Source organism: Pseudomonas sp. PH1b (genome assembly GCF_000633395.1).
GTDB lineage: Bacteria > Pseudomonadota > Gammaproteobacteria > Pseudomonadales > Pseudomonadaceae > Aquipseudomonas.
Genome location: NZ_AYMU01000037.1, coordinates 87,429 through 110,237 on the forward strand (window position 1 = coordinate 87,429; position 22,809 = coordinate 110,237).

The window sequence follows — 22,809 nt, forward strand, 5'->3', positions numbered from 1 at the left end:
ATGCGCGTTGCCGATTACGTTTTCGACTTTATCGCCCGTCAAGGCGTCGGGCATGTGTTCTTCCTGCCTGGCGGTGGGGCCATGCATCTGAACAATGCCTTGTTGCGCCAGCAGGATCTGCAGGCGGTGAGCATGCTCCATGAACAGGGTGCAGCAATCGCCGCCGAGGGTTATGCGCGCACCAGCGGGCGCTTTGGTGCCTGTCTGGTGACATCGGGTCCCGGTGCCACCAACGCCATAACCGGTCTGGCCGGTGCCTGGTTCGAGTCGACGCCGGTAATGGTGATCTCGGGGCAGGTCAAGCGAGCCGACCTCAAGGGTGATAGCGGCTTGCGGCAGTTGGGTACCCAAGAGCTGGACATCGTGAGCATGGTCTCCTCGATCAGCAAGTATGCGGTGTGTCTGCTGGAGCCGCAACAGGTCCGTTATGAACTGGAAAAAGCGCTGTACTTGATGCTTCACGGCCGAAAGGGGCCGGTGTGGATCGATATTCCTCTGGATGTTCAAGCGACAGAAATCGATCCGGCACAGCTGCCCGGTTATAGCCCGGACGAAGGATTGCGGCCGGCCCTCCCGGACAGTGCAGCCCTGCGTGACTTGGCAGCACGTCTGCAGAGCGCTCAGCGCCCGGTGCTCCTGGTGGGCAATGGTGTGCACGGCGCTGATGCCCAGGCGCCGATGCGCGAACTGGTGGAGCGTCTAGATATTCCGACCATGACCACCTGGATTGGCGCCGACCTGCTGGAATATGACCATCCCTTGTATTTCGGACGTTGCGGCACCGTGGCGTCTCGTGGCGCCAACTTCACGGTGCAGAACGCTGATCTGGTGATCGCTATCGGCTGTCGTATGGACTTCTCCATCACTGGATTCGACCGAAGCCAGTTTGCTCGTGCCGCTGAAGTGGTGGTGGTGGATATCGATGCCGCGGAAATTGCCAAGCTTGGCGATATGCCGGATCAGGCATTCGTGTGCGATGCCGGGCTGTTCATCGCCGGCCTGCTGGACAGTCTTGAGCAGCGCAGCTTTGATTACGGCCCGTGGCGTGAGCGTTGCACCGATTGGAAGAACCGCTACCCCGTAGTGCTGGATGAATACCGCGACAAGCAAGGTTTCGTGAACAGCTATGTATTCACTGAAATGCTCTGCGACGCACTGGCAGAAGGCGACATGATCATCCCGGGCAGCTCCGGCGCCTCGATCGATACCTTCTGGATTTCCGCGAAGCTCAAACGTGGCCAGCGGGCCGTCGCCACTGGCGGGCTGGGCTCCATGGGCTATGGCCTGCCTGCCTCGATCGGTGGCTGCATTGGCAGCGGCGGGCGGCGCACCATCTCGGTGGATGGTGATGGCGGGTTCGTGATGAACATTCAGGAACTGGAAGTGGTGCGCCGCTTACAGTTGCCGATCAAGTATTTTGTTCTCAACAACAATGGATATGCGTCGATCCGGGCTTCGCAGTCCGGTTACTTCAAGCAAACTATCGGCTGCGATCCGATATCCGGCCTGACCTTGCCAGACATCGGCGCCCTGGGCGAAGCATTCGGCTTGCCGGTGCTGCGCGTCAGCGAACAGGCTGGCCTGGCGCAGGTCATCCAGCAGGCGCTGGCCATGCCCGGCCCGGTGCTATGCGAAGTCATGGTTGAACCCGACCAGGCCATCGGGCCACGGATCACCTCACGCATCGGCGAGAACGGCAAGATGGTCTCCAGCCCTCTGGAGGACCTGTTTCCATTTCTCGATCGTGAGGAACTCAAGGCCAATATGCTGATTCCGCTGGTGGGGGAGTGAGCGTGTTCGACGATTATCTGAAGCACTACGCCGAAGCCGGTCTCTACACCATGCAGGGCCGGCTGGTGTCGCCCCAGGACGGACGTTTCCAGTCATTCCCCCGTGGTCAGTGGCGTGAGGAAGTCGAGTTGGCAGCCGCGGCCGGCCTGCGTGGAATCGAATGGATCTACGATTTGTATGGCGAGGGCGCCAACCCGCTGGAAACCCCGCAAGGACGAATCGAGCTCAAGGCTTGTCTGGCTGAGCAAGGTGTCTCGGTGGTGTCAATCTGTGCCGACTACTTCATGGACTGTCCGTTGTTGCGTTGCACCGAGAGTGAGTTGAAGGCACGTCTGGAACGGTTGCAGTGGTTGATCGGCATTTGCCCTGAAATGGGCATCGGTCGGGTAGTTCTGCCTTTTGTTGATCATTCGCGCATTAGCAGTGATGGGGAGCAACTCCTGGTCATCGATTACCTGCGTCGATTGTTGCCGGCTGCGCAAGCGGCGGCGGTGGAGCTGCACCTGGAAACCGACCTGGCCCCTGAGCCGTTTCGGCGTTTGCTGCAGGTTCTCGATCATCCACTGATCAAGGTCAACTACGACGCTGGCAACAGCGCCTCTCTGGGCTATGCGCCGGTTGATGAGTTCGAGGCTTATGGTGAGCGCGTCGGCAGCTTTCATATCAAGGATCGCCGCTTGGGCAGCTCCACAGTGCCCCTAGGCCAAGGGGATGCCGATTTTGCCAGCCTGCGTGAACAGCTGATCCGCTTTGACTATCAGGGAGACTTCGTGTTGCAGGTGGCTCGTGGTGTGCCGGGCGAAGAGACGGCCTGGTTGCGGGAAATGAGTGAGCTGGCGGCCGAATGGCTGCGTGGCAACCGTCTGGTTTAAGAGAGTTCGAGGTCATGGTGCGGATTTTATTTTGTGGGTTGGGCGGTATCGGGCAACGGCATTTGCGCAACTTGCGCACCCTGCTCGGTGACGAACTGGAAGTACATGCATATCGAGTACGCCGGCAGCGGATCAAGTTGCAGGACAACTTAAGCGTGGAGCAAGGCGCGGATCTGGAGGCTGATTACGGCGTGATCGTGCATCACGACCTGGACAGTGCCCTGGCTCAACAACCCGATGCTGTGTACATCTGCAACCCCAATGCCTTGCACGTACCCATCGCCCTTGCCTGTGCCAAGGCCGGGGTCGCAGTGTTCATGGAGAAGCCGCTGGCCAGCGATCTGCAGGGCATGGACGAGCTGCAGGCTCTAGTAGAAGAGAAACAGTTGCTGTTCTACGTCGGATACAACTTCCGTTTCCATCCAGGCCTGCAGCGTGTCAAGGCGCTGCTGGATGATGGTTTTTTTGGCAATATCATTCGTGTCAGTGCGGAAATCGGCGAGTACCTGCCCAACTGGCACAAGTATGAGGATTATCGGCAGATGTACGCGGCACGCGCCGATCAGGGCGGCGGTGTGATCCTGTCGCAGATCCACGAAATGGACTTGATCTACTGGTTCTTTGGACTGCCGCAGAACATCCTCTGCGTGGGTGGCCAATTAAGCAATCTGGAGGTGGACGTCGAGGATACCGCGACCTCTCTGATGCAGTATCGCGGTGAGCGTGGCAGCTTCCCGATCCACCTGCACCAGGACTTCATCCAGCGCCCGCCGGTGCGTACTTTCAAGATCATCGGCGACGGCGGCAGTGCGGTGATGGATCTGGTCAATACCCGACTGACGATCTATGACGCTCTCGGAGAGGTAGTCGAGAGCGAGGCTTTCGACGGCTTTGTGCGCAACGATATGTTCTTGAATCAGGCACGGCACTTCCTCGACTGCCTGCAGGGGCGAGATCAGGCTCAGGTCACGCTGTTCGATGGTCTGCAAAGCCTGCGTCTGGCCCTGGCGGCTCGGCAGTCCCTGCATCAGGGCGTACGAGTAGAACTGGATGAGGTGATGGCCAATGCTTGAGTGCAACTCGATGCAGCAGTTGTTCAACCTCAGTGGCAGGGTGGCGATCATCACGGGGGGGGCTGGCTTGCTGGGGTACCAGCATGCCGCAGCACTGGCTGGGCTCGGGGCGTTGCCGATTCTGCTGGATGTCAGCGAGGCTGGGTTAGAGGAAAGCCAGCGTCGGCTGCTGGAAGAGACCGGCGTCGATGCCCAGGTGCATGTAGCCGACATCACATGCCTGGAGTCGCTGCAGGCGGTGCGCGAGCAGGTAATTGCAGCCCATGGCCGAATCGACATCCTGATCAACAACGCGGCGCGCAACCCCAAAGTCGAGGACGCTGATGGCAAGAACTTCTCGCGCCTTGAAGAGTTCCCCTGGGAGCAGTGGCAGCAGGACCTGGATGTGGGTTTGGGAGGCGCTTTCAACTGCGCCAAGGTCTTTGGCCAGCAGATGGTCCGGCAGAACCGGGGGGTGATCGTCAATATTGCCTCGGACCTGGGTGTGATTGCCCCAGATCAGCGCCTTTACCGGGTCGAAGGACGTGAGTTGGATCAACAGCCGGTCAAACCTGTGACCTATTCGGTGGTCAAGCATGGGCTGATCGGCCTGACCAAGTACTTGGCAACCTACTGGTGCGAGCAGGGGGTGCGTTGCAACGCTCTGTCGCCGGGGGGAGTGTATGCCGGTCAGGACGATGTGTTCGTCAGCAAGCTGACCCAACTTATTCCCTTTGGGCGTATGGCCAAGGCCGATGAGTATCGAGGGGCGATTGCCTTTCTCTGTGCTGATGCTTCGCTCTATATGAACGGTTGCAATCTGGTGATGGATGGTGGGCGCAGCGTCTGGTGAAACAGCCACCATGACGAACGGGCTGGCTGTGGGCGCATTTTAGATTTTTTGTGTTTTGAGGTTGTATTGATGATGAATGACCGGATCGCCCAGCGCTGCATCTGTTGCAACAGTACTCGACTGGATAAGTCGCCGGCGGTACTGATGCCCTTTGTTGCCAGTCGAGTATTTGGTCATGAGCCGGTGGAGATCACGGCTGAGTGGGGGTTGCGGGATTTGCGCCCAGGCATGGCCTATACCCTTTGCAATTCGCTGCAGTGCCAGGAATGTGGCGTACTGTTTCTCGACTACCGCTTTTGCGAACGAGAGATGCAGCAGCTCTACCAGGGCTATCGTAACGTCGAATACACCCGTGATCGCGAGCGCTTCGAGCCTGGCTACAACCAGGCCAATCAGCATTACCAAGGGCGCGCCGACTACCTGCGAGATGTTGAGGCCTGGCTTGTTCCCCGGATTGTGGCGAACCCGGCAGTGCTGGACTGGGGAGGCGACAGTGGGATCAATACGCCCTTGCTGGAGCGTAGCCGCTTGACTCACGTGTACGACATCTCTGCCGTCGAACCGGTGGCTGGTGTGGTGGCGGTAAGTCTGGAAGAGCTGCGTGAGCATCGCTACGACTTGGTGGTGTGCAGCCAGGTACTGGAACATGTGCCCGACCCCTTGGCGTTGCTCGAACAACTGGCGCCATGCCTGGGTGACGACACGCTGCTTTACCTTGAGGTCCCGCGCGAGGCGTTGATGCGCCAGCACTCGGACAGTCACAAACTGGCGGGGCTCAAGCGCCACTGGCATGAGCACATCAATTTCTTTACCGAGCAGTCGCTACGGGCACTGGTTGCTAGAGCCGGCTTGCAAGTTCAGGACAGCATGGTTCTGGATATCGATCTAGGCTGGCGTAAAAGCTGTGTCTTCGGGCTGACTGCCAAACGGGCACGAGCATGAAGGTCAGCCTGGTCTCAAGGGTGGTGGTCGAGGACTTGCAGCGGGTCTTGGGTCATCTGCGGGGGCATGATGAGTTACAGGGCAAGCACCTGCTAATTACCGGCAGCACGGGTTTTTTCGGTAAGTGGTTGCTGGCTTTGCTGGCACTGTTGAATCGCGACGGAGCGGGAATCACGGTAACTGCCGTTTCCCGTGCGCCGGAGCGTTTTCTCAAGGACTACCCAGAGTATCGCCAGGCAGCCTGGCTCCACTGGGTGCGAGGGGATGTGCAGGAGCCCATCGACTGGCCGGTGGGGCGCCCTCTGGATCTGATCCTGCATGCTGCCACCGATACGCTGGCAGCGGCTCATTCCAGCCCATTACGCATCTACGACACGATCCTGGGCGGCGCGCGCAATGTGTTGGAACTGGCCGTTGCCACAGGCGCCAGGCGAGTCCTGTTCACTGGCAGCGGTGCACAGTACGGTACCTTGCCCTTTGGCCGGCCGGTGCTTGAAAGCAGTCCGCTGGCCTGCAACAGCAGCCTGGCCAGTAGTGCCTATGGCGAGGCCAAGCGAGCCCAGGAGACCTTGGCGGCGCTATACGCCCGGGAGCACGGGCTCGAGGTGTTGTTGACCAGGTGTTTTGCGTTTTCTGGTCCGGGTATTGCTCTGGATGCACATTTTGCCATCGGCAATTTTGTTCGTGATGCCTTGTGGAGAGAGCAGTTGGTACTGCAGTCCAGCGGGCAGGCGGTGCGCAGCTATTTGCACGGCAGTGACCTGGCGGTGTGGTTGTTGAGCGTTCTGCTGCGAGGCGAGGCTGGCCAAGTTTACAACCTAGGCTCCGATCAGGCCATAAGCATCGCGGATCTGGCCCGTCGGGTCGTGTCCCGCATTGCGCCTGAAAAGGCTGTGTTGGTGCTTGGGCAGGACGGTGAGCCGGGTAGCCAATCCTACTATGTGCCCGATATCAGCAAGGCCCGCGCTCTTGGGCTCGATGACTGGACGGACCTGGACCACTCCATCGACAGCATGGCGCGCTGGGTCCGTGAGTCACGCTCTTCAGATTAGTCCTTTAAAGGCCGGTATCTTCCCTTTCTTGTCAGGAGTGCAGCAGTGGCACGTTCATTATTTTCCAAACGGCCTAGTCCTTATTATCTTGTTGCCACCAACTATCGGCGCAGCTCAGCTGGTATTCGGGTCATGCACATGCTCTGTGACGCGTTGATTCGCTCCGGATATGAAGCCTATGTCATGGCCGATGTGGTGAACGCGCAGTTGATGACGCCACGCTTGACCAATGATGTGATCGCGCTGCACAAGTCCCAGGGAATCGAGCCGGTGGTCGTATACCCGGAAGTGGTGGCGGGCAATCCATTGGCTGGCAACGTGGTGGTCCGGTACCTGCTTAATCGACCGGGATTCCTTACCGGGGTGGGAGCTGAAAGCTATGGTAAGGATGACTTGGTATTCGCCTATACCGAGGACCTGCAGCTACCCGACCGGCCGGCTGGTCGGGTGATGTTCATGCCGCCCTTCGATCGGAGGATCTTCCGACTGCCGGATGATCCCGCGAAGCGTATTCCCGGGAAGGCCTGCTTTTACCGTGGGCGAAGTGCCCAGACCGCCATCGATCCGGCAATTCTGGGTGTGGACCCGATAGAAATCACCCCGCATTTTCCGGCTTCCTGGGAGGAGTTGGCGGATGTGTTTCAGCAATGTGAGTACTTCTACTGTACGGAGTCTTCGGCGCTGGCTGGGGAGGCGGCACTCTGTGGATGCATCAGCGTGGTGTTGGTCAATCCGTGGGCAAATCATGCGATTGGACAGAGTGAGACCCAAGGGTATGGGGTGGCTTGGGGCAACGAGCCTGCATTGATCGAGGAGGCGCGCCGCACCCTGCCGTTGCTCTGCGAACGTATGGTGCAGCAAGAGCAGGAGTTCTGGCCGGCCCTGGATCAGTTCATCGCACTGACTCAGGCCACGGCGCAGGTCTGCCAGGAACAGAACCGAGGTGGAGAGGGCGCGCGATGGCTTGCGTCACGGGTGTTGAGTGAGGTTCAGCGCAGCGTCCTCGAGGGCTACCTGCATGATCGGGGAGTGCCAGCATTTGAGGTGTTGGTGGTGGACTTCAAGCAGCAACCGGAGAAGCTGGCGCGGACCCTGAAAAGCATAAATGCCCTGGACGGCCTGTACGCTTCGATCCGCGTCACGCTGGTGACAGTCTCTGCTCCGCGGGTTACACCACAAGCAAATCTGGACTTGCTGACGCTCCCGGAGCCAGGCCGATTGGACTTGTTGAATCAGCATCTCAGTGATAGCGCCGCACAGTGGTTCATGCTTCTACAGGCCGGTGACGAGTTGACTTCCAGCGGATTTCTGACTGCCGCCCTCGATCTGGCTGACTCCGATAGGGTGCGAGGAGTGTATGCCGACGAGGTTATGCGTCATGCTGACGGGCGACTAGATTTGATGTTGAGGCCGGATTTCAACCTGGATCTATTGCTCAGTACCCCAGTGACCATGGCCAGACACTGGCTTTTCAACCGGGACGTCTGGCAGGAGATGGGTGGGTTTGCCACGGATTGCCCTGATGCCTTCGAATTGGAGTACATCCTGCGCCTGATAGAGGGCGGTGGGCTGGTGGGGCTTGGCCATATCAGTGAGCCGCTGGTGATCAGCGACGTGCTGTCCCTGGTAGAAAATGTGCAAGAGCAGGCCGTGATTGAGCGGCATCTGCAGCGCCGAGGTTTCGCTCAGGGGCAGGTCGGGAGTCGGATTGCGGGATGTTATGAGCTCGACTACGGCCACCAGGGCAATCCTTTGGTTAGCATCCTGATCGTGCTGGATGGTCAGCTAGCCCATGCCCAGCGTTGCCTGGAAAGCTTGCTGGAAAATACGGCCTACAACTCCTTCGAACTACTGCTGCTCGATCGTGGCAATCAGGAGCCGGCGATGCGCGACTGGCTGAGTGGTATCGAGCAGATGGGGGTCGGGCACATTCAGGTGTTGCACTACCCAGGTGACGCCAGTGCCGAAGCGATACGCAATCATGCTGCTACCGAGGCGATGGGGGAATACTTGCTGTTCCTCGACTCGGCGGCGGGGATCGTGGAGCGGGATTGGTTGGAGCAGTTACTTAACCATGGTCAGCGTGGCGAGGTGGGTTGTGTCGGGGCGAAGCTGGTGGGAGGAGATGGGAAACTCCGTCATGCCGGCATTTTGAGTGGTTTTGCCGGCACGATGAACAATGTCTTCGAAGGTATGCCAGTGGACGCTGCGGGTTACATGCAGCGCTTGCAGGTGGATCAAAACTACAGCGCCTTGAGTGGGCACTGCTTGCTGTTGCGTCGAGAGCTGTTCAATGCACTGGGCGGGTTCGATGACAGCTTGCAGCCATGGGCTGATGTCGATCTTTGCCTGCGTGTGCAGCAGGCCGGTTATCTGAACGTGTGGGCCGCTCGGGCGCAACTGCTGCTCAGCGATAGACCTGTTCCGACGGCTACGGTTGATCAGGAGAATCAATGGTATGAGCGCTGGCTGGCGCAAATGGCTCGAGATCCATCCTACAACGTGAACTTTTCTCTGGGCCGGGGCGAAGCATTCAAGCTCGCGGACTCGTCACGCTCCTGGCATCCATTGTCCAACTACAAGCTCTTGCCAAGGGTGCTGGTGCATCCGGATAGCCTGTCCGACACCGCAAAACAGCGGGTCATTCAACCCTTCAATGCGATGTGTGCGGCAGGGTTGATTGAGGGGGGGGGCTTGCCACATTTGCTGTCGGTAGTGGACCTGCAGCGTTATGAACCCGATGCGATTGTCCTCAATGCGTTGCCCGATGCCGGGCAGTTGGAGGCATTGCGGCGGATGAAGGCATTTTCCGGTGCATTCAAGGTTTTTGACCTGGGAGAGCGGTTGCCCGCCACCGAGGAGGCGCTGGAGTGTTTGCGTCAGGGATTGGCTTGCATGGATCGGGTACTGGTGTCCAACCCGGTCATGGCACGCGCCTTTGGTGCTTTCAATGGCGATGTACGAGTGGTTGAGAGTCGCTTGTTCCCCGCGGAGTGGGACGGGCTGAGCAGCCTGCGTGGCAGCGCCGAGAGACCGCGTGTCGGTTGGGTTGGGGGGCTGGCTGACATGGGGGAGCTGGAGGAAATAGCCACTGTGATCCAAGAGTTGGCTGATGAGGTCGAGTGGGTGGTTTTCGGTCCATGCCCTGAGTTTCTCCGGCCGTTTATCGCTCAGCGACATGAGCCGGTCGAGCGTACGGAGTACGCTGCGTTACTAGCGTCTCTGAACCTTGATCTTGCCTTGGCGCCATTGAGTGATACACCGGCCAATAGCTGTAAGAGCCCTCTGCGTCTTCTGGAGTACGGCATTTGTGGTTATCCGGTGATCTGCAGTGATGTGCCTGCGTATGCTGGCTCATTGGCGGTGACTCGAGTGAGCAATCGCCATGCTGATTGGATTGAGTCTATCCGCGGCCACTTGAGTGATTTAAAGAGGGCGGCGAACCTGGGGGATGCCTTGCGCGATCAGGTGCGGCGTGACTGGATGCTGGCTGGCCAGAGTCTGCTTGCGTGGCGGAGTATCTGGTTGCCGGATTGAGTCTTCAGCTGTGCAATGCAGGGAAAAAACACCTTCCAGGACAAAATGGCGTGACGCATAGGTCACAAAGTGCATCTTCACTGTATTGTGTTCCCCGGAATGGAAGGGCGATCAGCGCGTTCGTGCCTTTTGGCCAGGCGTCTGCGCCGGGGGATCAACCACTTTTGATGCGCCCCAGAGAGTTTTGGGGTGAACCTAGTAGCTGTTTATGATTGGGAAGCCATGATGATTGGCATAAAAAGCATAGCGAGTTACGTGCCGACCGCTGGCGTGGATAACTACGCTCAGGGTGCCAAGTTCGCCAAGGATGAAGAGTTCATCCTCGGCAAGATCGGTTCGGCGTTCCTGCCGCGTAAAGACGCCGCACAGGAAACCTCGGATCTTTGCGTTGCAGCGGTGAATGCCTTGTTCGCCAACAACCCGGAGCTGCAGCGCGATGCTATTGACGCGCTGATTGTCGTGACTCAGAACGGTGATGAAGAAGGCTTGCCCCACACTGCCGCCATTGTTCAGGACAAGCTGGGCCTGCCGACCCATGTGGCTGCTTTCGATATTTCCCTGGGCTGTTCCGGGTACGTTTACGGCCTGTACGCCATGAAAGGCTTCATGGAGGCTGCGGGCCTGAAAAACGGCCTGCTGGTGACCGCCGACCCTTACTCTAAGATTGTCGATCCCGAAGACCGCAATACCACCATGCTGTTCGGCGATGCGGCCACCGTCACCTGGATGGCCGACGGCGCACCCTGGCAATTGGGCAAGGCCAAGTTCGGCACCGACGGTTCCGGGGCGCCGCACCTGAAGGTCAGTGACGGGGTGTTCTTCATGAACGGCCGGCAGGTTTTCAACTTCGCTTTGCTGAAGGTGCCGGCACACCTGCATGAGCTGCTGGAAGAGTCGGGGCTGGAGGAAAGCCAGATCGACGCGTTCTGCATCCACCAGGGCAGCGCGGCGATTGTCGACGCGGTGGCCCGGCGCTTCGAGGGCGAGCCTGAGAAGTTCATCAAGGACATGGTCGAGACTGGCAATACCGTGTCTTCGAGCATTCCGCTGCTGCTGGAGCGGCATGTCCTGCCTTCCACCTGGAAGCGTGTGGCCCTTAGCGGCTTTGGTGTCGGTTTGTCCTGGGGCTCGGCGATCATCCATCGCGACTGACGTTTCGGGCTTATGTAAAAGCGCTGCCGGTCATGCCGGCGGCGTTTTTTTTGTCCCGGTTTTTGGGTGGCGGTTTTTCTGGCGCCATTTTTATCGCCTTTTGTTGTTTAAACCCTTGTTTTATTAGGGGTGGCCGTCTGCTAGTAAATATTTTTAAAAAAAGCCTCAAGCAACCTGCTACGGCGACGATAACTATTACGAAGGTTCTCTAGGCCACACCCGGCGGTTGCCAGGGCCGGAAGCCGCAGTACCCAACCAACGAGGAATTCGTCATGGCTTTAACCGTAAATACTAACGTCACATCGTTGAGCGTTCAGAAAAACCTGAACAAGGCTTCCGACGCACTGTCGACTTCGATGACTCGTCTGTCCTCCGGCCTGAAAATCAACAGCGCCAAAGACGACGCCGCCGGCCTGCAAATCGCTACTCGTATGACTTCGCAGATCCGTGGCCAGACCATGGCGATCAAAAACGCCAACGACGGTATCTCCATCGCCCAGACCGCTGAAGGCGCGATGCAGGAACAAACCAACATTCTGCAGCGTATGCGTGAACTGGCCGTTCAGTCGCGAAACGACAGCAACAGCTCCGACGACCGTGACGCTCTGAACAAAGAGTTCTCGCAGATGAGTGCTGAACTGACCCGTATTTCGGGCAGCACCAACCTGAACGGCAAGAACCTGCTCGACGGTACCGCCAGCACCATGACCTTCCAGGTCGGCTCCAACACTGGCAGCACCAACCAGATCACTCTGACCCTGAGCGCCAGCTTCGACGCCAACACCCTGGGTGTTGGTTCGGCAATCACCATCGCCGGTTCCGACAGCGCCGTTGCTGAAACCAACTTCTCGGCCGCTGTTACTGCAATCGACGGCGCTCTGAAGACCATCAACGCCAGCCGTGCTGACCTCGGTGCTGCACAAAACCGTCTGACCAGCACCATCTCCAACCTGCAGAACATCAACGAAAACGCCAGTGCTGCACTGGGTCGTGTACAAGATACCGACTTCGCTGCTGAAACTGCTCAGTTGACCAAGCAGCAGACTCTGCAACAAGCTTCCACCGCAGTTCTGGCTCAGGCCAACCAACTGCCATCCGCTGTACTGAAGCTGCTTCAGTAATAGCTGGTGAGTTTTTGGCGGGGGAGTGCGCTTGTCGTGCTCTCTCGCTTTTTCCATTCAAGAGGTGATGGACATGGATATGAGCGTTAAGCTGAACTTGTCTTATCCAGCTGCCAAGCCACCGACGCCAGTCGCTGAGCCTGCAGCGGAGAAGCCTCGAACCGATGCTGTGATGAAAGTAGCGGCAGCGGACAAGGATGAACAAGCTAAAGACGCGACCAGCGAGCAGGACAAACTGAAGATGGCCGTTCAGGAAATTGAAAAGTTTGTGCAGTCGGTCAAGCGTAACCTGGAGTTCTCGATCGATGAACCCTCAGGCAAAGTAGTCGTCAAAGTCATTGCCAGTGACTCCGGTGAGGTGATCCGTCAAATCCCCAACGAAGAAGTCCTCAAGCTGGCTAATAGTTTGAATGATGCAAGCAGTCTGCTGTTCAGCGCTAAAGTCTGACAGCTGGCACGAATTTTGTTGCTATGTTCTTTTGGGCGTTGTAGTGGTCAAAAGACCGGCGAGACACTAAAGGGAGTTCTACATGGCGAGTCCAATTCTACCGGGTACAGGTCTAGGGTCCGGCCTGGACACCGGCGCTATCGTCAAGGCATTGGTCAACGCTGATAAAGCGGCCAAGCAGGGGCAGATTGATCGTGGGACCACGGCTAACACCGCGTCGATCTCTGCTATCGGCTCCCTGAAGTCGCTGCTGGCGACCTTTCAGTCGACCATGAAGACGCTGGCCGATCCGGAGCAGCCGCAGTTTACCGGCTTTTCTGCCACTACGTCCGAGCCCAAAACCTTGGCTGTTACGGCCAATAACTCGGCGGTCAACGGCGTTTATAATATCGAAGTCGCGCAAATTGCGACTGGTTCCAAGGTTGCCACTTCAGCGTTTGCGGGCGGTTCCTCGGCCGCTGTTCCAGCAGGGGTGTTGAATATTGCCCAAGGTACCAAGAGCTACAATCTTGATGTGCCTGCCGGTTCGACTCTGGATTCTGTTGCCAAGGCCCTGAACAACAAGTATCAGTTCAGCGGCTTCAGTGCCAACGTAATAACCGATAGCTTTGGTTCTCGTTTGGTGGTGAGCTCGTCCAACACGGGCGCCGGCTCGGATATCACCCTCAGTGGTATTCCCGGGCTGGAGGCTGATGGTACGAAACTGATGCCCAAGGGCACGGTAGATGATCCGATCACCGCAAATTCTTCTGGAGTTGTAGGTGGTTTTGCCCAAGACGCGAAATTCACTGTGGATGGCATGGCAATCACCAGCGCCACCAACAAGTTGGATAAGACTGTCTCTGGTCTGTCGATGGTCTTGATTGCGCCAGGTAAATCCCAGGTTTTGGTGGCTCCGAACAATGATGGTCTGAAGGCGTCTATCCAGAAGTTCGTGGATGCTTACAACGCTGTCTCCACAGCCATTACTTCATACACCAAGCCTTCCCTGGATGATGATGGCAAGCCGACCGTTGCTGCTGCTCTGACCGGTGATGCCATGCCGCGCTCGATTCTGGCGGCGATGCGTGGCCCATTGGCAGAGAGCGGCGGTGGTGATCGTCTGACCGTTCTCTCGCAATTGGGTATTACGACGGATCAGAAGACCGGTAACTTGAACTTCAACTCCGTCAAGTTTGATCAGGCGATGAACGACAAGAAGCTGGGTGGCGAGGTGCAGAACCTTTTCACAGGTGATAACGGTCTTCTGGAGCGGATGACCAAGGCGATCACTCCTTACACTCAAACGGGGGGGATTCTCGATACTCGTAACGATGCCTTGACCCGTACCAAGACCAAGCTGGCCAATGATCAGCTGGCGCTGGATCGTCGGGTGGATTCTCTGACCGCTGTGCTCACCAAAAAGTACAACGACATGGATACTCTGGTGGGTAAATTGAAGGCTACTGCGAATAATATCACCTCGATGTTTGAAGCAATGAACGCACAGAAAAAAGGCTGATAATTAAGCCTGTGCCAAAAGCCCGGCAGCGTCTATCCAGCGCTCCGGGCTTTTGTATTTGACCTAAAGTTTTTTGACGTTGCGTCGATACATTCTTTATACGAACCCTTGAGTTTTGAAGAGGTATTACATGAATCCGATGTTAGCCCTTCGGCAGTACCAGAAAATCGGTGCGCAGGCGCAGACCTCCGAAGCAAGCCCTCATCGTCTGGTGCAGATGCTGATGGAAGGTGGCCTGGATCGTATTGCTCAGGCCAAGGGCGCGATCGACCGCAAGGACGTTGCCAACAAAGGAATTCTCATCAGCAAGGCCATCGGCATCATCGGCGGCTTGCGTGAAGGGCTGGATCTGGAGAACTCATCAGAGTCTCTGACCGAGCTGGATAACCTATACACCTACATGATGAAGCGTTTGGCCGAGGCCAATATCAAGACCGATCCGAAGATTCTCGATGAGGTCGCTGACCTACTGCGTACGGTCAAGGAAGGCTGGGATGCCATCGCTGCACCGGGTCCGCAGTTTTAAGGAGAAACGCCATGAGTGCTGTCCTGCAACGCATTGAAGAAACCCGTGAGGCATTGGTCGGTGCCTTGGCCGAGCGCAACTGGCAAGCCATTGGCGAGCTGGACTTGGCTTGTCGTTCATGCATGGAGGACGTACTCGGCGAGGCTCAGGTCGATGAAGTTGCCTTGCGCGACAATCTGGAGGAGCTGCTGGGGGTTTACCGGCAGTTGCTTGAGGTGGCGACTGGTGAGCGGCAGGCGATAGTCGACGAGATGTCGCAGATCCAGCAAGCGAAGAACGCGGCAAAGGTTTACCATTTGTTCGGTTAATGTCGAGTTGATCCGAACATTGCGCGCCATAAATTTGACTGTGCACGCATTTTTGACTTAACTAGTGGCTGTTTTCAGATTTCAGGCGTCTATACGGTAGAAAATGCCTACAAGGCGTCTAGCTTGCCCCTCATTCTGGGCATTGAGTTGACTAGGGAAGTTGCTATTGCATGTGGCGTGAAACCAAAATTCTGCTGATCGATGACGATAGCGTGCGCCGCCGCGACCTGGCGGTGATTTTAAATTTTCTCGGCGAGGAAAATTTACCCTGCGGTAGCCATGACTGGCAGCAGGCTGTCGGCTCTTTGTCGTCAAGTCGTGAAGTGATTTGTGTCCTCATCGGGACTGTAAACGCTCCTGGTGCACTTCTGGGCCTGTTAAAGACACTCTCTACCTGGGATGAGTTCCTTCCGGTTTTGCTCATGGGCGAAAATTCTTCCATTGATCTGCCGGAAGATCAGCGTCGTCGTGTGCTTTCCACTCTGGAAATGCCTCCCAGCTACAGCAAATTGCTGGATTCCCTGCACCGAGCCCAGGTCTATCGTGAAATGTACGATCAGGCCCGCGAGCGCGGTCGTCATCGCGAACCCAACCTGTTCCGTAGCCTGGTCGGCACCAGTCGTGCGATTCAGCACGTGCGCCAAATGATGCAGCAAGTGGCGGATACCGACGCCAGCGTGCTGATCCTGGGGGAGTCCGGCACCGGCAAGGAAGTGGTAGCACGTAACCTGCACTACCACTCCAAGCGCCGTGATGCGCCTTTTGTCCCGGTCAACTGCGGAGCGATTCCGGCAGAATTGCTGGAAAGTGAGCTGTTCGGTCACGAGAAGGGGGCGTTCACCGGGGCGATCACCAGTCGCGCTGGACGCTTTGAGCTGGCCAATGGCGGCACGCTGTTTCTCGATGAAATTGGCGACATGCCGCTTCCGATGCAGGTCAAGCTGCTGCGGGTGCTGCAGGAGCGTACCTTCGAGCGCGTGGGCAGTAACAAGACCCAGGGTGTCGATGTGCGAATCATTGCCGCCACCCACAAGAACCTGGAAAGCATGATCGAGGTTGGCAGCTTCCGTGAGGACCTGTACTACCGCCTCAATGTGTTCCCGATCGAAATGGCACCGTTGCGTGAGCGCGTGGAAGACATTCCACTGCTGATGAACGAGCTGATTTCGCGCATGGAGCACGAAAAGCGCGGTTCGATCCGCTTCAATTCCGCAGCCATCATGTCCCTGTGCCGGCACGGCTGGCCGGGCAACGTTCGTGAGCTGGCCAACCTGGTGGAGCGCATGGCGATCATGCACCCCTATGGGGTGATCGGTGTGGTCGAGTTGCCGAAGAAGTTCCGCTACGTCGACGATGAAGACGAGCAGATGGTGGACAGCCTGCGCAGCGATCTGGAAGAGCGGGTGGCGATCAATGGTCATGCACCGGACTTTGCTGCCACCGCCATGCTGCCGCCCGAAGGTCTGGATCTGAAGGATTATCTCGGCAGCCTGGAGCAGGGTCTGATCCAGCAGGCGCTGGACGATGCCAATGGCATCGTGGCGCGGGCTGCAGAGCGGCTGCGCATCCGGCGTACCACGCTGGTGGAGAAGATGCGCAAGTACGGCATGAGCCGTCGCGAGGGTGATGAGCAGGCGGATGATTGACGCCTGTTTTCAACCCATTGAAAGATGGGCGGTTTTTTTTAGGCACGGGTATTGCTAAGCCTCTTGCAACGTTCCGTTTAACTGACGGTCAGCCACGCGAGAGAGCACAATGCCCCAAGCCGCCCAGATGTCTCCTGTCCCTGATGCTCAGGGGCAATCGTCGTCCGTAGAGCAGGCAAGCCGGCTGGGCCTTGAGCAGGCCTTTGCCTTGTTCAACCAGATGTCGAGCCAACTTACTGACTCCTACAGCATGCTCGAGGCCCGGGTGACCGAGCTCAAGGGCGAGTTGGCGGTGGTGAGTGCCCAGCGCATGCAGGAGCTGGCGGAAAAGGAGCGTCTGGCCAATCGTCTGCAGAACCTTCTCGACCTGTTGCCGGGCGGGGTCATCGTCATCGATGGCCATGGCATTGTCACTGAGGCCAATCCAGCGGCGTGCGAGTTGCTGGGGTTGCCTTTGGAGGGGCAGCTGTGGCGCAGCATCATTGCTCGCAGCTTCGCGCCTCGCGAAGACGACGGGCATGAAATCTCTCTACGCGACGGTCGTCGCCTGTCGATCTCCACCCGCTCGCTGGATGCCGAGCCGGGGCAGTTGGTGCTGCTCAATGACTTGACGGAAACCCGTCACCTGCAGGATCAACTGGCCCGGCACGAGCGCCTGTCGTCCCTGGGCAAGATGGTGGCCTCCCTGGCGCACCAGATTCGCACGCCGCTGTCGGCTGCGCTGCTGTATGCCAGTCATCTGGCGGAACAGGAGCTGCCGGTGGCCACTCAACAACGTTTCGCTGGGAAGCTCAAGGAGCGCCTGCACGAGCTGGAGCACCAGGTGCGCGACATGCTGGTGTTTGCCCGCGGCGAGCTGCCCCTGACCGATCGCCTGACTCCCAAGTTGCTGCTGCAATCGCTGCAGGCCGCGGCCCTGACCCATGTCCAGGATGCTGCCGTGCGCTGGCAGTGCGACAGCCACCATGGAGAGTTGCTGTGCAATCGCGACACCCTGGTGGGAGCCTTGCTCAACCTGATCGAAAACGCGATCCAGGCCAGCGCCGGCGCGGTGCGTCTCAAGGTGCACCTGTACAGCCGCGGTGACACCTTGCGGCTGTGCATCAGTGACAGTGGCAGTGGTATCGATGCTGCGGTTCTGGAGCGTCTGGGAGAGCCCTTCTTTACCACCAAGGCCAACGGAACCGGGCTTGGCCTGACGGTGGTCAAGGCGGTGGCCCGTGCTCATCAGGGAGAATTGTCGCTGCGCTCGCGTCCCGGGCGCGGTACTTGTGCGCTGGTGACATTGCCTCTGTTCTCCAGCGCTCATGGAGTGGAGTGAAGGTAATGGCAATCAAGGTGTTACTGGTTGAAGACGATCGTGCATTGCGCGAGGCCCTGGCGGATACCCTGCTGTTGGCCGGTCATGACTACAAGGCGGTCGGCAGTGCCGAAGAGGCGCTGGAGGCAGTGGCTGTGGAGTCCTTCAATCTGGTGGTCAGCGATGTGAACATGCCTGGCATGGATGGGCATCAACTGCTGGGCCTGTTGCGCACCCGCCAACCGCAACTGCCGGTGCTGCTGATGACCGCCCATGGTGCGGTGGAGCGTGCCGTGGAGGCCATGCGTCAAGGAGCGGCGGATTACCTGGTCAAGCCTTTCGAGCCGCGTGCCCTGCTCGAGCTGGTGGCGCGTCATGCCCTGGGTTGCCTTGGTGCAGGAGAGGGTGAGGGGCCGGTGGCCTTCGAGCCAGCCAGTGCGCAGTTACTGGAGTTGGCGGCACGGGTCGCACGCAGTGATTCCACGGTGCTGATTTCCGGCGAGTCCGGTACTGGCAAGGAAGTGCTGGCGCGCTACATCCACCAGCATTCCCATCGAGCCCGCCAGCCATTCATCGCCATCAACTGTGCGGCGATCCCTGACAACATGCTGGAAGCCACCTTGTTCGGGCATGAGAAAGGATCCTTCACCGGCGCCATTGCCGCTCAGCCCGGCAAGTTCGAACAGGCCGACGGCGGCACCATCCTGCTCGACGAGATTTCGGAAATGCCCCTCGGCCTGCAGGCCAAGTTGCTGCGGGTGTTGCAGGAGCGTGAGGTCGAGCGAGTGGGGGCGCGCAAACCGATCACCCTGGATATCCGAGTGGTGGCCACCACCAACCGCGACCTGGCTGGCGAGGTCGCGGCCGGACGTTTTCGTGAGGACCTGTATTACCGTCTTTCAGTGTTTCCCCTGGCCTGGCGCCCATTGCGTGAGCGCACCGCCGATATTCTGCCGCTGGCTGAGCGTTTGCTGGCCAAGCACGTCAATAAAATGAAGCATGCCGCTGCCAGGCTGTCGGCCGAGGCCCAGGCCTGCCTGGTGGCCTATCCCTGGCCGGGCAATGTCCGCGAATTGGACAACGCGTTGCAGCGTGCATTGATCCTGCAGCAGGGTGGCCTGATCCAGCCGGAAGATTTCTGCCTTGCCGGACCGGTGGCCTGTGCGCCGCTACCAGCCCTGGCGCCTGTCAGTCATCAACTGCCCGCACGTGGCGCGGCAGGGGAGGCTGACCTGGCTCCCCAGGAGTCGGGCGGCCTGGGCGACGATCTGCGGCGTCGGGAGTTCCAGATGATCATCGATACCCTGCGTTCCGAACGTGGGCGGCGCAAGGAGGCGGCGGAGCGCCTGGGCATCAGTCCGCGCACCCTGCGCTACAAGCTGGCGCAGATGCGTGACGCCGGAATGGACGTCGAGGCTTATCTGTTTGCGACCTGATGAGGGTTGTTTGAGGCCCGGACGGGCTTTTGTCGGTTTGGGCCATGGAGCTGGCACCCTTGTTGCTAACACCTCACTAACCGCGGAGTGAGCGTCAAAAAAATGCGGGTCGTCAGAGAGAGTAGACCATGAGCCAAGGTGTTGAATTTAATCGGTTGATGCTGGATATGCGGGCCATGCAGATGGACGCCATGTCGCAGCCTAAATCCGCCGCAGTGGCGGAGGTCAGTGGTAGCAGCTTCGCTGACATGCTTGGCCAGGCGGTGAACAAGGTCAGTGACACTCAGCAGGCATCCAATCAGCTGTCCAGCGCCTTCGAAATTGGCAAGAGCGGTGTCGACCTGACGGATGTGATGATTGCCTCGCAAAAGGCCAGTGTGTCTTTCCAAGCCTTGACCCAGGTGCGCAACAAGCTGGTTCAAGCGTATCAAGACATCATGCAGATGCCGGTTTAAGGACGAGATTGAGTCATGGCAGAAGCAGTCGCCGATAACGTACCGGCCAAGGCCACCCCGATAGACGGCAAACCGCCGCTGTTCGGTTTGTCCTTCCTGGAAAACCTGTCCCAGATGACCATGCTGCGTCAGGTCGGCCTGTTGGTGGGGCTGGCCGCCAGTGTGGCGATTGGTTTTGCCGTAGTGCTGTGGTCCCAGCAACCCGACTACCGGCCGCTGTACGGCAGTCTGGCGGGAATGGATGCCAAGCAGGTGATGGAAACCCTGGCCTCTGCCGACATTCCCTACACCGTCGAACCCAATTCTGGGGCCTTGCTGGTCAAGGCCGATGACCTGTCCCGGGCCCGCTTGAAACTGGCCGCGGCCGGCGTCGCGCCGGGTGATGGCAACGTCGGCTTCGAGATTCTCGATAAGGAACAGGGCCTGGGTACCAGCCAGTTCATGGAAGCGACCCGTTACCGTCGCGGCCTGGAGGGCGAGCTGGCGCGCACCATCTCCAGCCTGAACAACGTCAAGGGTGCCCGGGTGCACCTGGCGATTCCGAAAAGCTCGGTCTTTGTCCGTGATGAGCGCAAGCCTAGCGCCTCGGTGCTGGTGGAGTTGTACTCCGGCCGCTCCCTGGAGCCTGGCCAGGTCATGGCCATCATCAACCTGGTGGCCACCAGTGTTCCCGAACTGACCAAGTCCCAGGTCACCGTGGTGGATCAGAAGGGCAACCTGTTGTCCGACCAGGCGGAAAACTCCGCACTGACCATGGCCGGCAAGCAGTTCGATTACAGCCGCCGCCTGGAAAGCATGTTGACCCAGCGGGTGCACAACATCCTGCAGCCGGTGCTGGGTAACGATCGCTACAAGGCAGAAGTCTCGGCAGATGTCGACTTCAGTGCAGTGGAGTCCACCTCCGAGCAGTTCAACCCCGACCAGCCGGCCCTGCGCAGCGAGCAGTCGGTCAACGAGCAGCGCTCCAGCAGCAATGGCCCGCAAGGTGTGCCAGGTGCTCTGAGCAATCAGCCGCCAGCACCGGCCTCGGCCCCCCAGACCACCGGTGGTGCCACTGCCGCCGCGGGCATGGTGCAGCCTGGGCAGCCACTGCTGGACGCCAATGGCCAGCAGATCATGGATCCGGCCACTGGCCAGCCGATGCTTGCGCCCTATCCGGCGGACAAGCGTCAACAATCCACCAAGAACTTCGAGCTCGACCGTTCCATCAGCCATACCAAGCAGCAGCAGGGACGGGTGAATCGTCTGTCGGTAGCCGTGGTGGTGGACGATCAGGTCAAGGTCAATCCGGCCAACGGCGAAACCAGCCGTGCGCCCTGGAGCGCCGACGAATTGGCGCGCTTCACCCGCCTGGTGCAGGACGCGGTGGGCTTCGATGCCAGCCGTGGCGACAGCGTCAGCGTGATCAACGTGCCGTTCTCCGCCGAGCGCGGGGAAGTGGTCGCCGATATCCCGTTCTACTCGCAGCCGTGGTTCTGGGACATCGTCAAGCAGGTCCTGGGCGTGCTGTTCATCCTGGTGCTGGTGTTCGGCGTTCTGCGTCCGGTGCTCAACAACATCACCGGCGGTGGCAAAGGCAAGCAACTGGCGGGTCTTGGCAGTGATGTCGAACTGGGTGGCATGGGTGGCCTGGATGGCGAGCTGGGCAATGACCGAGTCAGCCTCGGTGGTCCGCAAAGCATCCTGCTGCCGAGCCCGAGCGAGGGTTATGACGCTCAGTTGAACGCAATCAAGAGTCTGGTGGCTGAAGATCCGGGTCGTGTGGCTCAGGTCGTGAAAGAGTGGATTAACGCAGATGAGTGATAACCGAGCCGCTACCGCCAAACTGACCCGGGTCGACAAAGCCGCGATTCTGCTGCTGTCCCTGGGGTCCACCGATGCCGCGCAAGTGCTGCGCCACATGGGGCCCAAAGAGGTCCAGCGTGTGGGTGTGGCCATGGCGCAAATGGGCAACGTGCACCGTGAGCAGGTCGAGCAGGTGATGAGCGAGTTCGTCGACATCGTCGGCGACCAGACCAGCCTCGGCGTCGGCTCTGACGATTATGTACGTAAAATGCTCACCCAGGCCCTGGGCGAAGACAAGGCCAACGGCCTGATCGACCGGATCCTGCTGGGCGGCAACACCAGTGGCCTGGACAGCCTGAAGTGGATGGAACCGCGGGCCGTGGCCGACGTGATTCGCTACGAGCACCCGCAGATCCAGGCCATCGTAGTGGCTTACCTGGACCCGGATCAGGCCGGTGAAGTGCTCGGCAACTTCGACCACAAGGCGCGCCTGGACATCATCTTGCGGGTGTCCTCGTTGAACACCGTGCAGCCGGCGGCGCTGAAGGAGCTGAATCAGATTCTCGAGAAGCAGTTCTCCGGCAACTCCAACGCTTCCCGTACCACCCTGGGTGGTATCAAGCGCGCGGCCGACATCATGAACTTCCTCGACAGCTCGATCGAAGGCCAGCTGATGGACTCGATCCGCGAAGTCGACGAAGACCTGTCCGGTCAGATCGAAGACCTGATGTTCGTCTTCAACAACCTCGCCGATGTCGACGACCGCGGTATCCAGGCGCTGTTGCGCGAAGTGTCTTCCGATGTGCTGGTGCTGGCCCTCAAGGGCTCGGACGAAGGCGTCAAGGAGAAGATCTTCAAGAACATGTCCAAGCGTGCGGCGGAACTGCTGCGCGACGACCTGGAAGCCAAGGGGCCGGTGCGCGTCAGCGACGTGGAAACCGCGCAGAAGGAAATCCTCACTATTGCCCGCCGTATGGCCGAAGCCGGAGAAATCGTTCTCGGCGGGAAGGGCGGCGAAGAAATGATCTAAGG

Annotated in this window: 19 protein-coding genes; all 19 read left to right on the top strand. The window is 58.9% G+C overall.

The features are described from left to right. The 19 genes from U873_RS0132675 (at nucleotide 1) to fliG (ending at nucleotide 22,807) form a co-directional block, all read left to right on the top strand. Nucleotides 1-1,791 carry a thiamine pyrophosphate-binding protein gene (locus U873_RS0132675; protein WP_025132264.1) on the top strand — a complete coding sequence of 597 codons (1,791 nt, stop codon included), beginning with the start codon at nucleotides 1-3 and terminating at the stop codon, nucleotides 1,789-1,791. 2 nt (nucleotides 1,792-1,793) lie between these two features. After that, nucleotides 1,794-2,663 (top strand): sugar phosphate isomerase/epimerase, encoded by an 870-nt coding sequence (locus U873_RS0132680; protein WP_029978817.1) that lies wholly within the window; start codon nucleotides 1,794-1,796, stop codon nucleotides 2,661-2,663. Continuing rightward, the gene (locus tag U873_RS0132685) at nucleotides 2,636-3,736 is read left to right on the top strand and encodes a Gfo/Idh/MocA family protein (protein ID WP_218188942.1); all 1,101 of its coding nucleotides are present in this window, start codon (nucleotides 2,636-2,638) and stop codon (nucleotides 3,734-3,736) included. Before U873_RS0132680 ends, U873_RS0132685 begins: the two co-directional genes overlap by 28 nt. Next, nucleotides 3,729-4,568, top strand: coding sequence for an SDR family oxidoreductase (locus tag U873_RS0132690; RefSeq protein WP_256245296.1), 840 nt, complete (start codon nucleotides 3,729-3,731; stop codon nucleotides 4,566-4,568). Before U873_RS0132685 ends, U873_RS0132690 begins: the two co-directional genes overlap by 8 nt. A 69-nt stretch (nucleotides 4,569-4,637) precedes the next feature. After that, on the top strand, nucleotides 4,638-5,510 hold the full coding sequence (locus U873_RS0132695; protein ID WP_025132268.1) for a class I SAM-dependent methyltransferase: 873 nt from the start codon (nucleotides 4,638-4,640) through the stop codon (nucleotides 5,508-5,510). Next, nucleotides 5,507-6,562, top strand: a complete 1,056-nt coding sequence (locus U873_RS0132700) for an NAD(P)-dependent oxidoreductase (RefSeq protein WP_025132269.1) — start codon at nucleotides 5,507-5,509, stop codon at nucleotides 6,560-6,562. The genes U873_RS0132695 and U873_RS0132700 overlap by 4 nt, the downstream gene beginning before the upstream one ends. Nucleotides 6,563-6,607: 45 nt before the next feature. Then, on the top strand, nucleotides 6,608-10,099 hold the full coding sequence (locus tag U873_RS0132705; protein ID WP_157838135.1) for a glycosyltransferase: 3,492 nt from the start codon (nucleotides 6,608-6,610) through the stop codon (nucleotides 10,097-10,099). Between the two features lie 225 nt (nucleotides 10,100-10,324). Continuing rightward, on the top strand, nucleotides 10,325-11,251 hold the full coding sequence (locus U873_RS0132710) for a ketoacyl-ACP synthase III (RefSeq protein WP_025132271.1): 927 nt from the start codon (nucleotides 10,325-10,327) through the stop codon (nucleotides 11,249-11,251). 272 nt (nucleotides 11,252-11,523) lie between these two features. After that, nucleotides 11,524-12,372 carry a flagellin domain-containing protein gene (locus U873_RS0132715; protein ID WP_025132272.1) on the top strand — a complete coding sequence of 283 codons (849 nt, stop codon included), beginning with the start codon at nucleotides 11,524-11,526 and terminating at the stop codon, nucleotides 12,370-12,372. A 73-nt stretch (nucleotides 12,373-12,445) separates the two neighbouring features. Beyond that, the gene (locus tag U873_RS0132720; protein WP_025132273.1) at nucleotides 12,446-12,820 is read left to right on the top strand and encodes a flagellar protein FlaG; all 375 of its coding nucleotides are present in this window, start codon (nucleotides 12,446-12,448) and stop codon (nucleotides 12,818-12,820) included. Between the two features lie 82 nt (nucleotides 12,821-12,902). Continuing rightward, nucleotides 12,903-14,321, top strand: coding sequence for a flagellar filament capping protein FliD (gene fliD / locus U873_RS0132725; protein ID WP_025132274.1), 1,419 nt, complete (start codon nucleotides 12,903-12,905; stop codon nucleotides 14,319-14,321). A 130-nt stretch (nucleotides 14,322-14,451) separates the two neighbouring features. Next, the gene (gene fliS / locus U873_RS0132730) at nucleotides 14,452-14,847 is read left to right on the top strand and encodes a flagellar export chaperone FliS (RefSeq protein WP_025132275.1); all 396 of its coding nucleotides are present in this window, start codon (nucleotides 14,452-14,454) and stop codon (nucleotides 14,845-14,847) included. 11 nt (nucleotides 14,848-14,858) lie between these two features. Continuing rightward, nucleotides 14,859-15,155 (top strand): hypothetical protein, encoded by a 297-nt coding sequence (locus tag U873_RS0132735; protein ID WP_025132276.1) that lies wholly within the window; start codon nucleotides 14,859-14,861, stop codon nucleotides 15,153-15,155. A gap of 170 nt (nucleotides 15,156-15,325) precedes the next feature. Beyond that, nucleotides 15,326-16,801, top strand: a complete 1,476-nt coding sequence (locus tag U873_RS0132740) for a sigma-54 dependent transcriptional regulator (protein WP_025132277.1) — start codon at nucleotides 15,326-15,328, stop codon at nucleotides 16,799-16,801. Nucleotides 16,802-16,928: 127 nt separating this feature from the next. Then, on the top strand, nucleotides 16,929-18,122 hold the full coding sequence (locus U873_RS0132745) for a PAS domain-containing sensor histidine kinase (RefSeq protein WP_177330341.1): 1,194 nt from the start codon (nucleotides 16,929-16,931) through the stop codon (nucleotides 18,120-18,122). A 5-nt stretch (nucleotides 18,123-18,127) separates the two neighbouring features. Next, nucleotides 18,128-19,537: a sigma-54 dependent transcriptional regulator gene (locus U873_RS0132750; RefSeq protein ID WP_025132279.1), complete on the top strand. Its 1,410-nt coding sequence runs from the start codon at nucleotides 18,128-18,130 to the stop codon at nucleotides 19,535-19,537. 128 nt (nucleotides 19,538-19,665) lie between these two features. Continuing rightward, complete coding sequence (fliE, locus tag U873_RS0132755) at nucleotides 19,666-19,992, top strand: flagellar hook-basal body complex protein FliE (RefSeq protein ID WP_025132280.1); 327 nt, start codon at nucleotides 19,666-19,668, stop codon at nucleotides 19,990-19,992. A gap of 15 nt (nucleotides 19,993-20,007) precedes the next feature. Further along, on the top strand, nucleotides 20,008-21,795 hold the full coding sequence (gene fliF / locus U873_RS0132760; RefSeq protein ID WP_025132281.1) for a flagellar basal-body MS-ring/collar protein FliF: 1,788 nt from the start codon (nucleotides 20,008-20,010) through the stop codon (nucleotides 21,793-21,795). After that, nucleotides 21,788-22,807, top strand: a complete 1,020-nt coding sequence (gene fliG, locus U873_RS0132765) for a flagellar motor switch protein FliG (RefSeq protein ID WP_011059975.1) — start codon at nucleotides 21,788-21,790, stop codon at nucleotides 22,805-22,807. The genes fliF and fliG overlap by 8 nt, the downstream gene beginning before the upstream one ends. Nucleotides 22,808-22,809 lie beyond the last annotated feature (2 nt).

Coding starts and splice junctions, on each gene's coding strand:
- U873_RS0132675 (WP_025132264.1), top strand. CDS start 1: ATGCGCGTTGCCGATTACGTTTTCGACTTTATCGCCCGTCAAGGCGTC.
- U873_RS0132685 (WP_218188942.1), top strand. CDS start 2,636: ATGGCTGCGTGGCAACCGTCTGGTTTAAGAGAGTTCGAGGTCATGGTG.
- U873_RS0132690 (WP_256245296.1), top strand. CDS start 3,729: ATGCTTGAGTGCAACTCGATGCAGCAGTTGTTCAACCTCAGTGGCAGG.
- U873_RS0132695 (WP_025132268.1), top strand. CDS start 4,638: ATGATGAATGACCGGATCGCCCAGCGCTGCATCTGTTGCAACAGTACT.
- U873_RS0132700 (WP_025132269.1), top strand. CDS start 5,507: ATGAAGGTCAGCCTGGTCTCAAGGGTGGTGGTCGAGGACTTGCAGCGG.
- U873_RS0132710 (WP_025132271.1), top strand. CDS start 10,325: ATGATTGGCATAAAAAGCATAGCGAGTTACGTGCCGACCGCTGGCGTG.
- U873_RS0132715 (WP_025132272.1), top strand. CDS start 11,524: ATGGCTTTAACCGTAAATACTAACGTCACATCGTTGAGCGTTCAGAAA.
- U873_RS0132720 (WP_025132273.1), top strand. CDS start 12,446: ATGGATATGAGCGTTAAGCTGAACTTGTCTTATCCAGCTGCCAAGCCA.
- fliD (WP_025132274.1), top strand. CDS start 12,903: ATGGCGAGTCCAATTCTACCGGGTACAGGTCTAGGGTCCGGCCTGGAC.
- fliS (WP_025132275.1), top strand. CDS start 14,452: ATGAATCCGATGTTAGCCCTTCGGCAGTACCAGAAAATCGGTGCGCAG.
- U873_RS0132735 (WP_025132276.1), top strand. CDS start 14,859: ATGAGTGCTGTCCTGCAACGCATTGAAGAAACCCGTGAGGCATTGGTC.
- U873_RS0132740 (WP_025132277.1), top strand. CDS start 15,326: ATGTGGCGTGAAACCAAAATTCTGCTGATCGATGACGATAGCGTGCGC.
- U873_RS0132745 (WP_177330341.1), top strand. CDS start 16,929: ATGTCTCCTGTCCCTGATGCTCAGGGGCAATCGTCGTCCGTAGAGCAG.
- U873_RS0132750 (WP_025132279.1), top strand. CDS start 18,128: ATGGCAATCAAGGTGTTACTGGTTGAAGACGATCGTGCATTGCGCGAG.
- fliE (WP_025132280.1), top strand. CDS start 19,666: ATGAGCCAAGGTGTTGAATTTAATCGGTTGATGCTGGATATGCGGGCC.
- fliF (WP_025132281.1), top strand. CDS start 20,008: ATGGCAGAAGCAGTCGCCGATAACGTACCGGCCAAGGCCACCCCGATA.
- fliG (WP_011059975.1), top strand. CDS start 21,788: ATGAGTGATAACCGAGCCGCTACCGCCAAACTGACCCGGGTCGACAAA.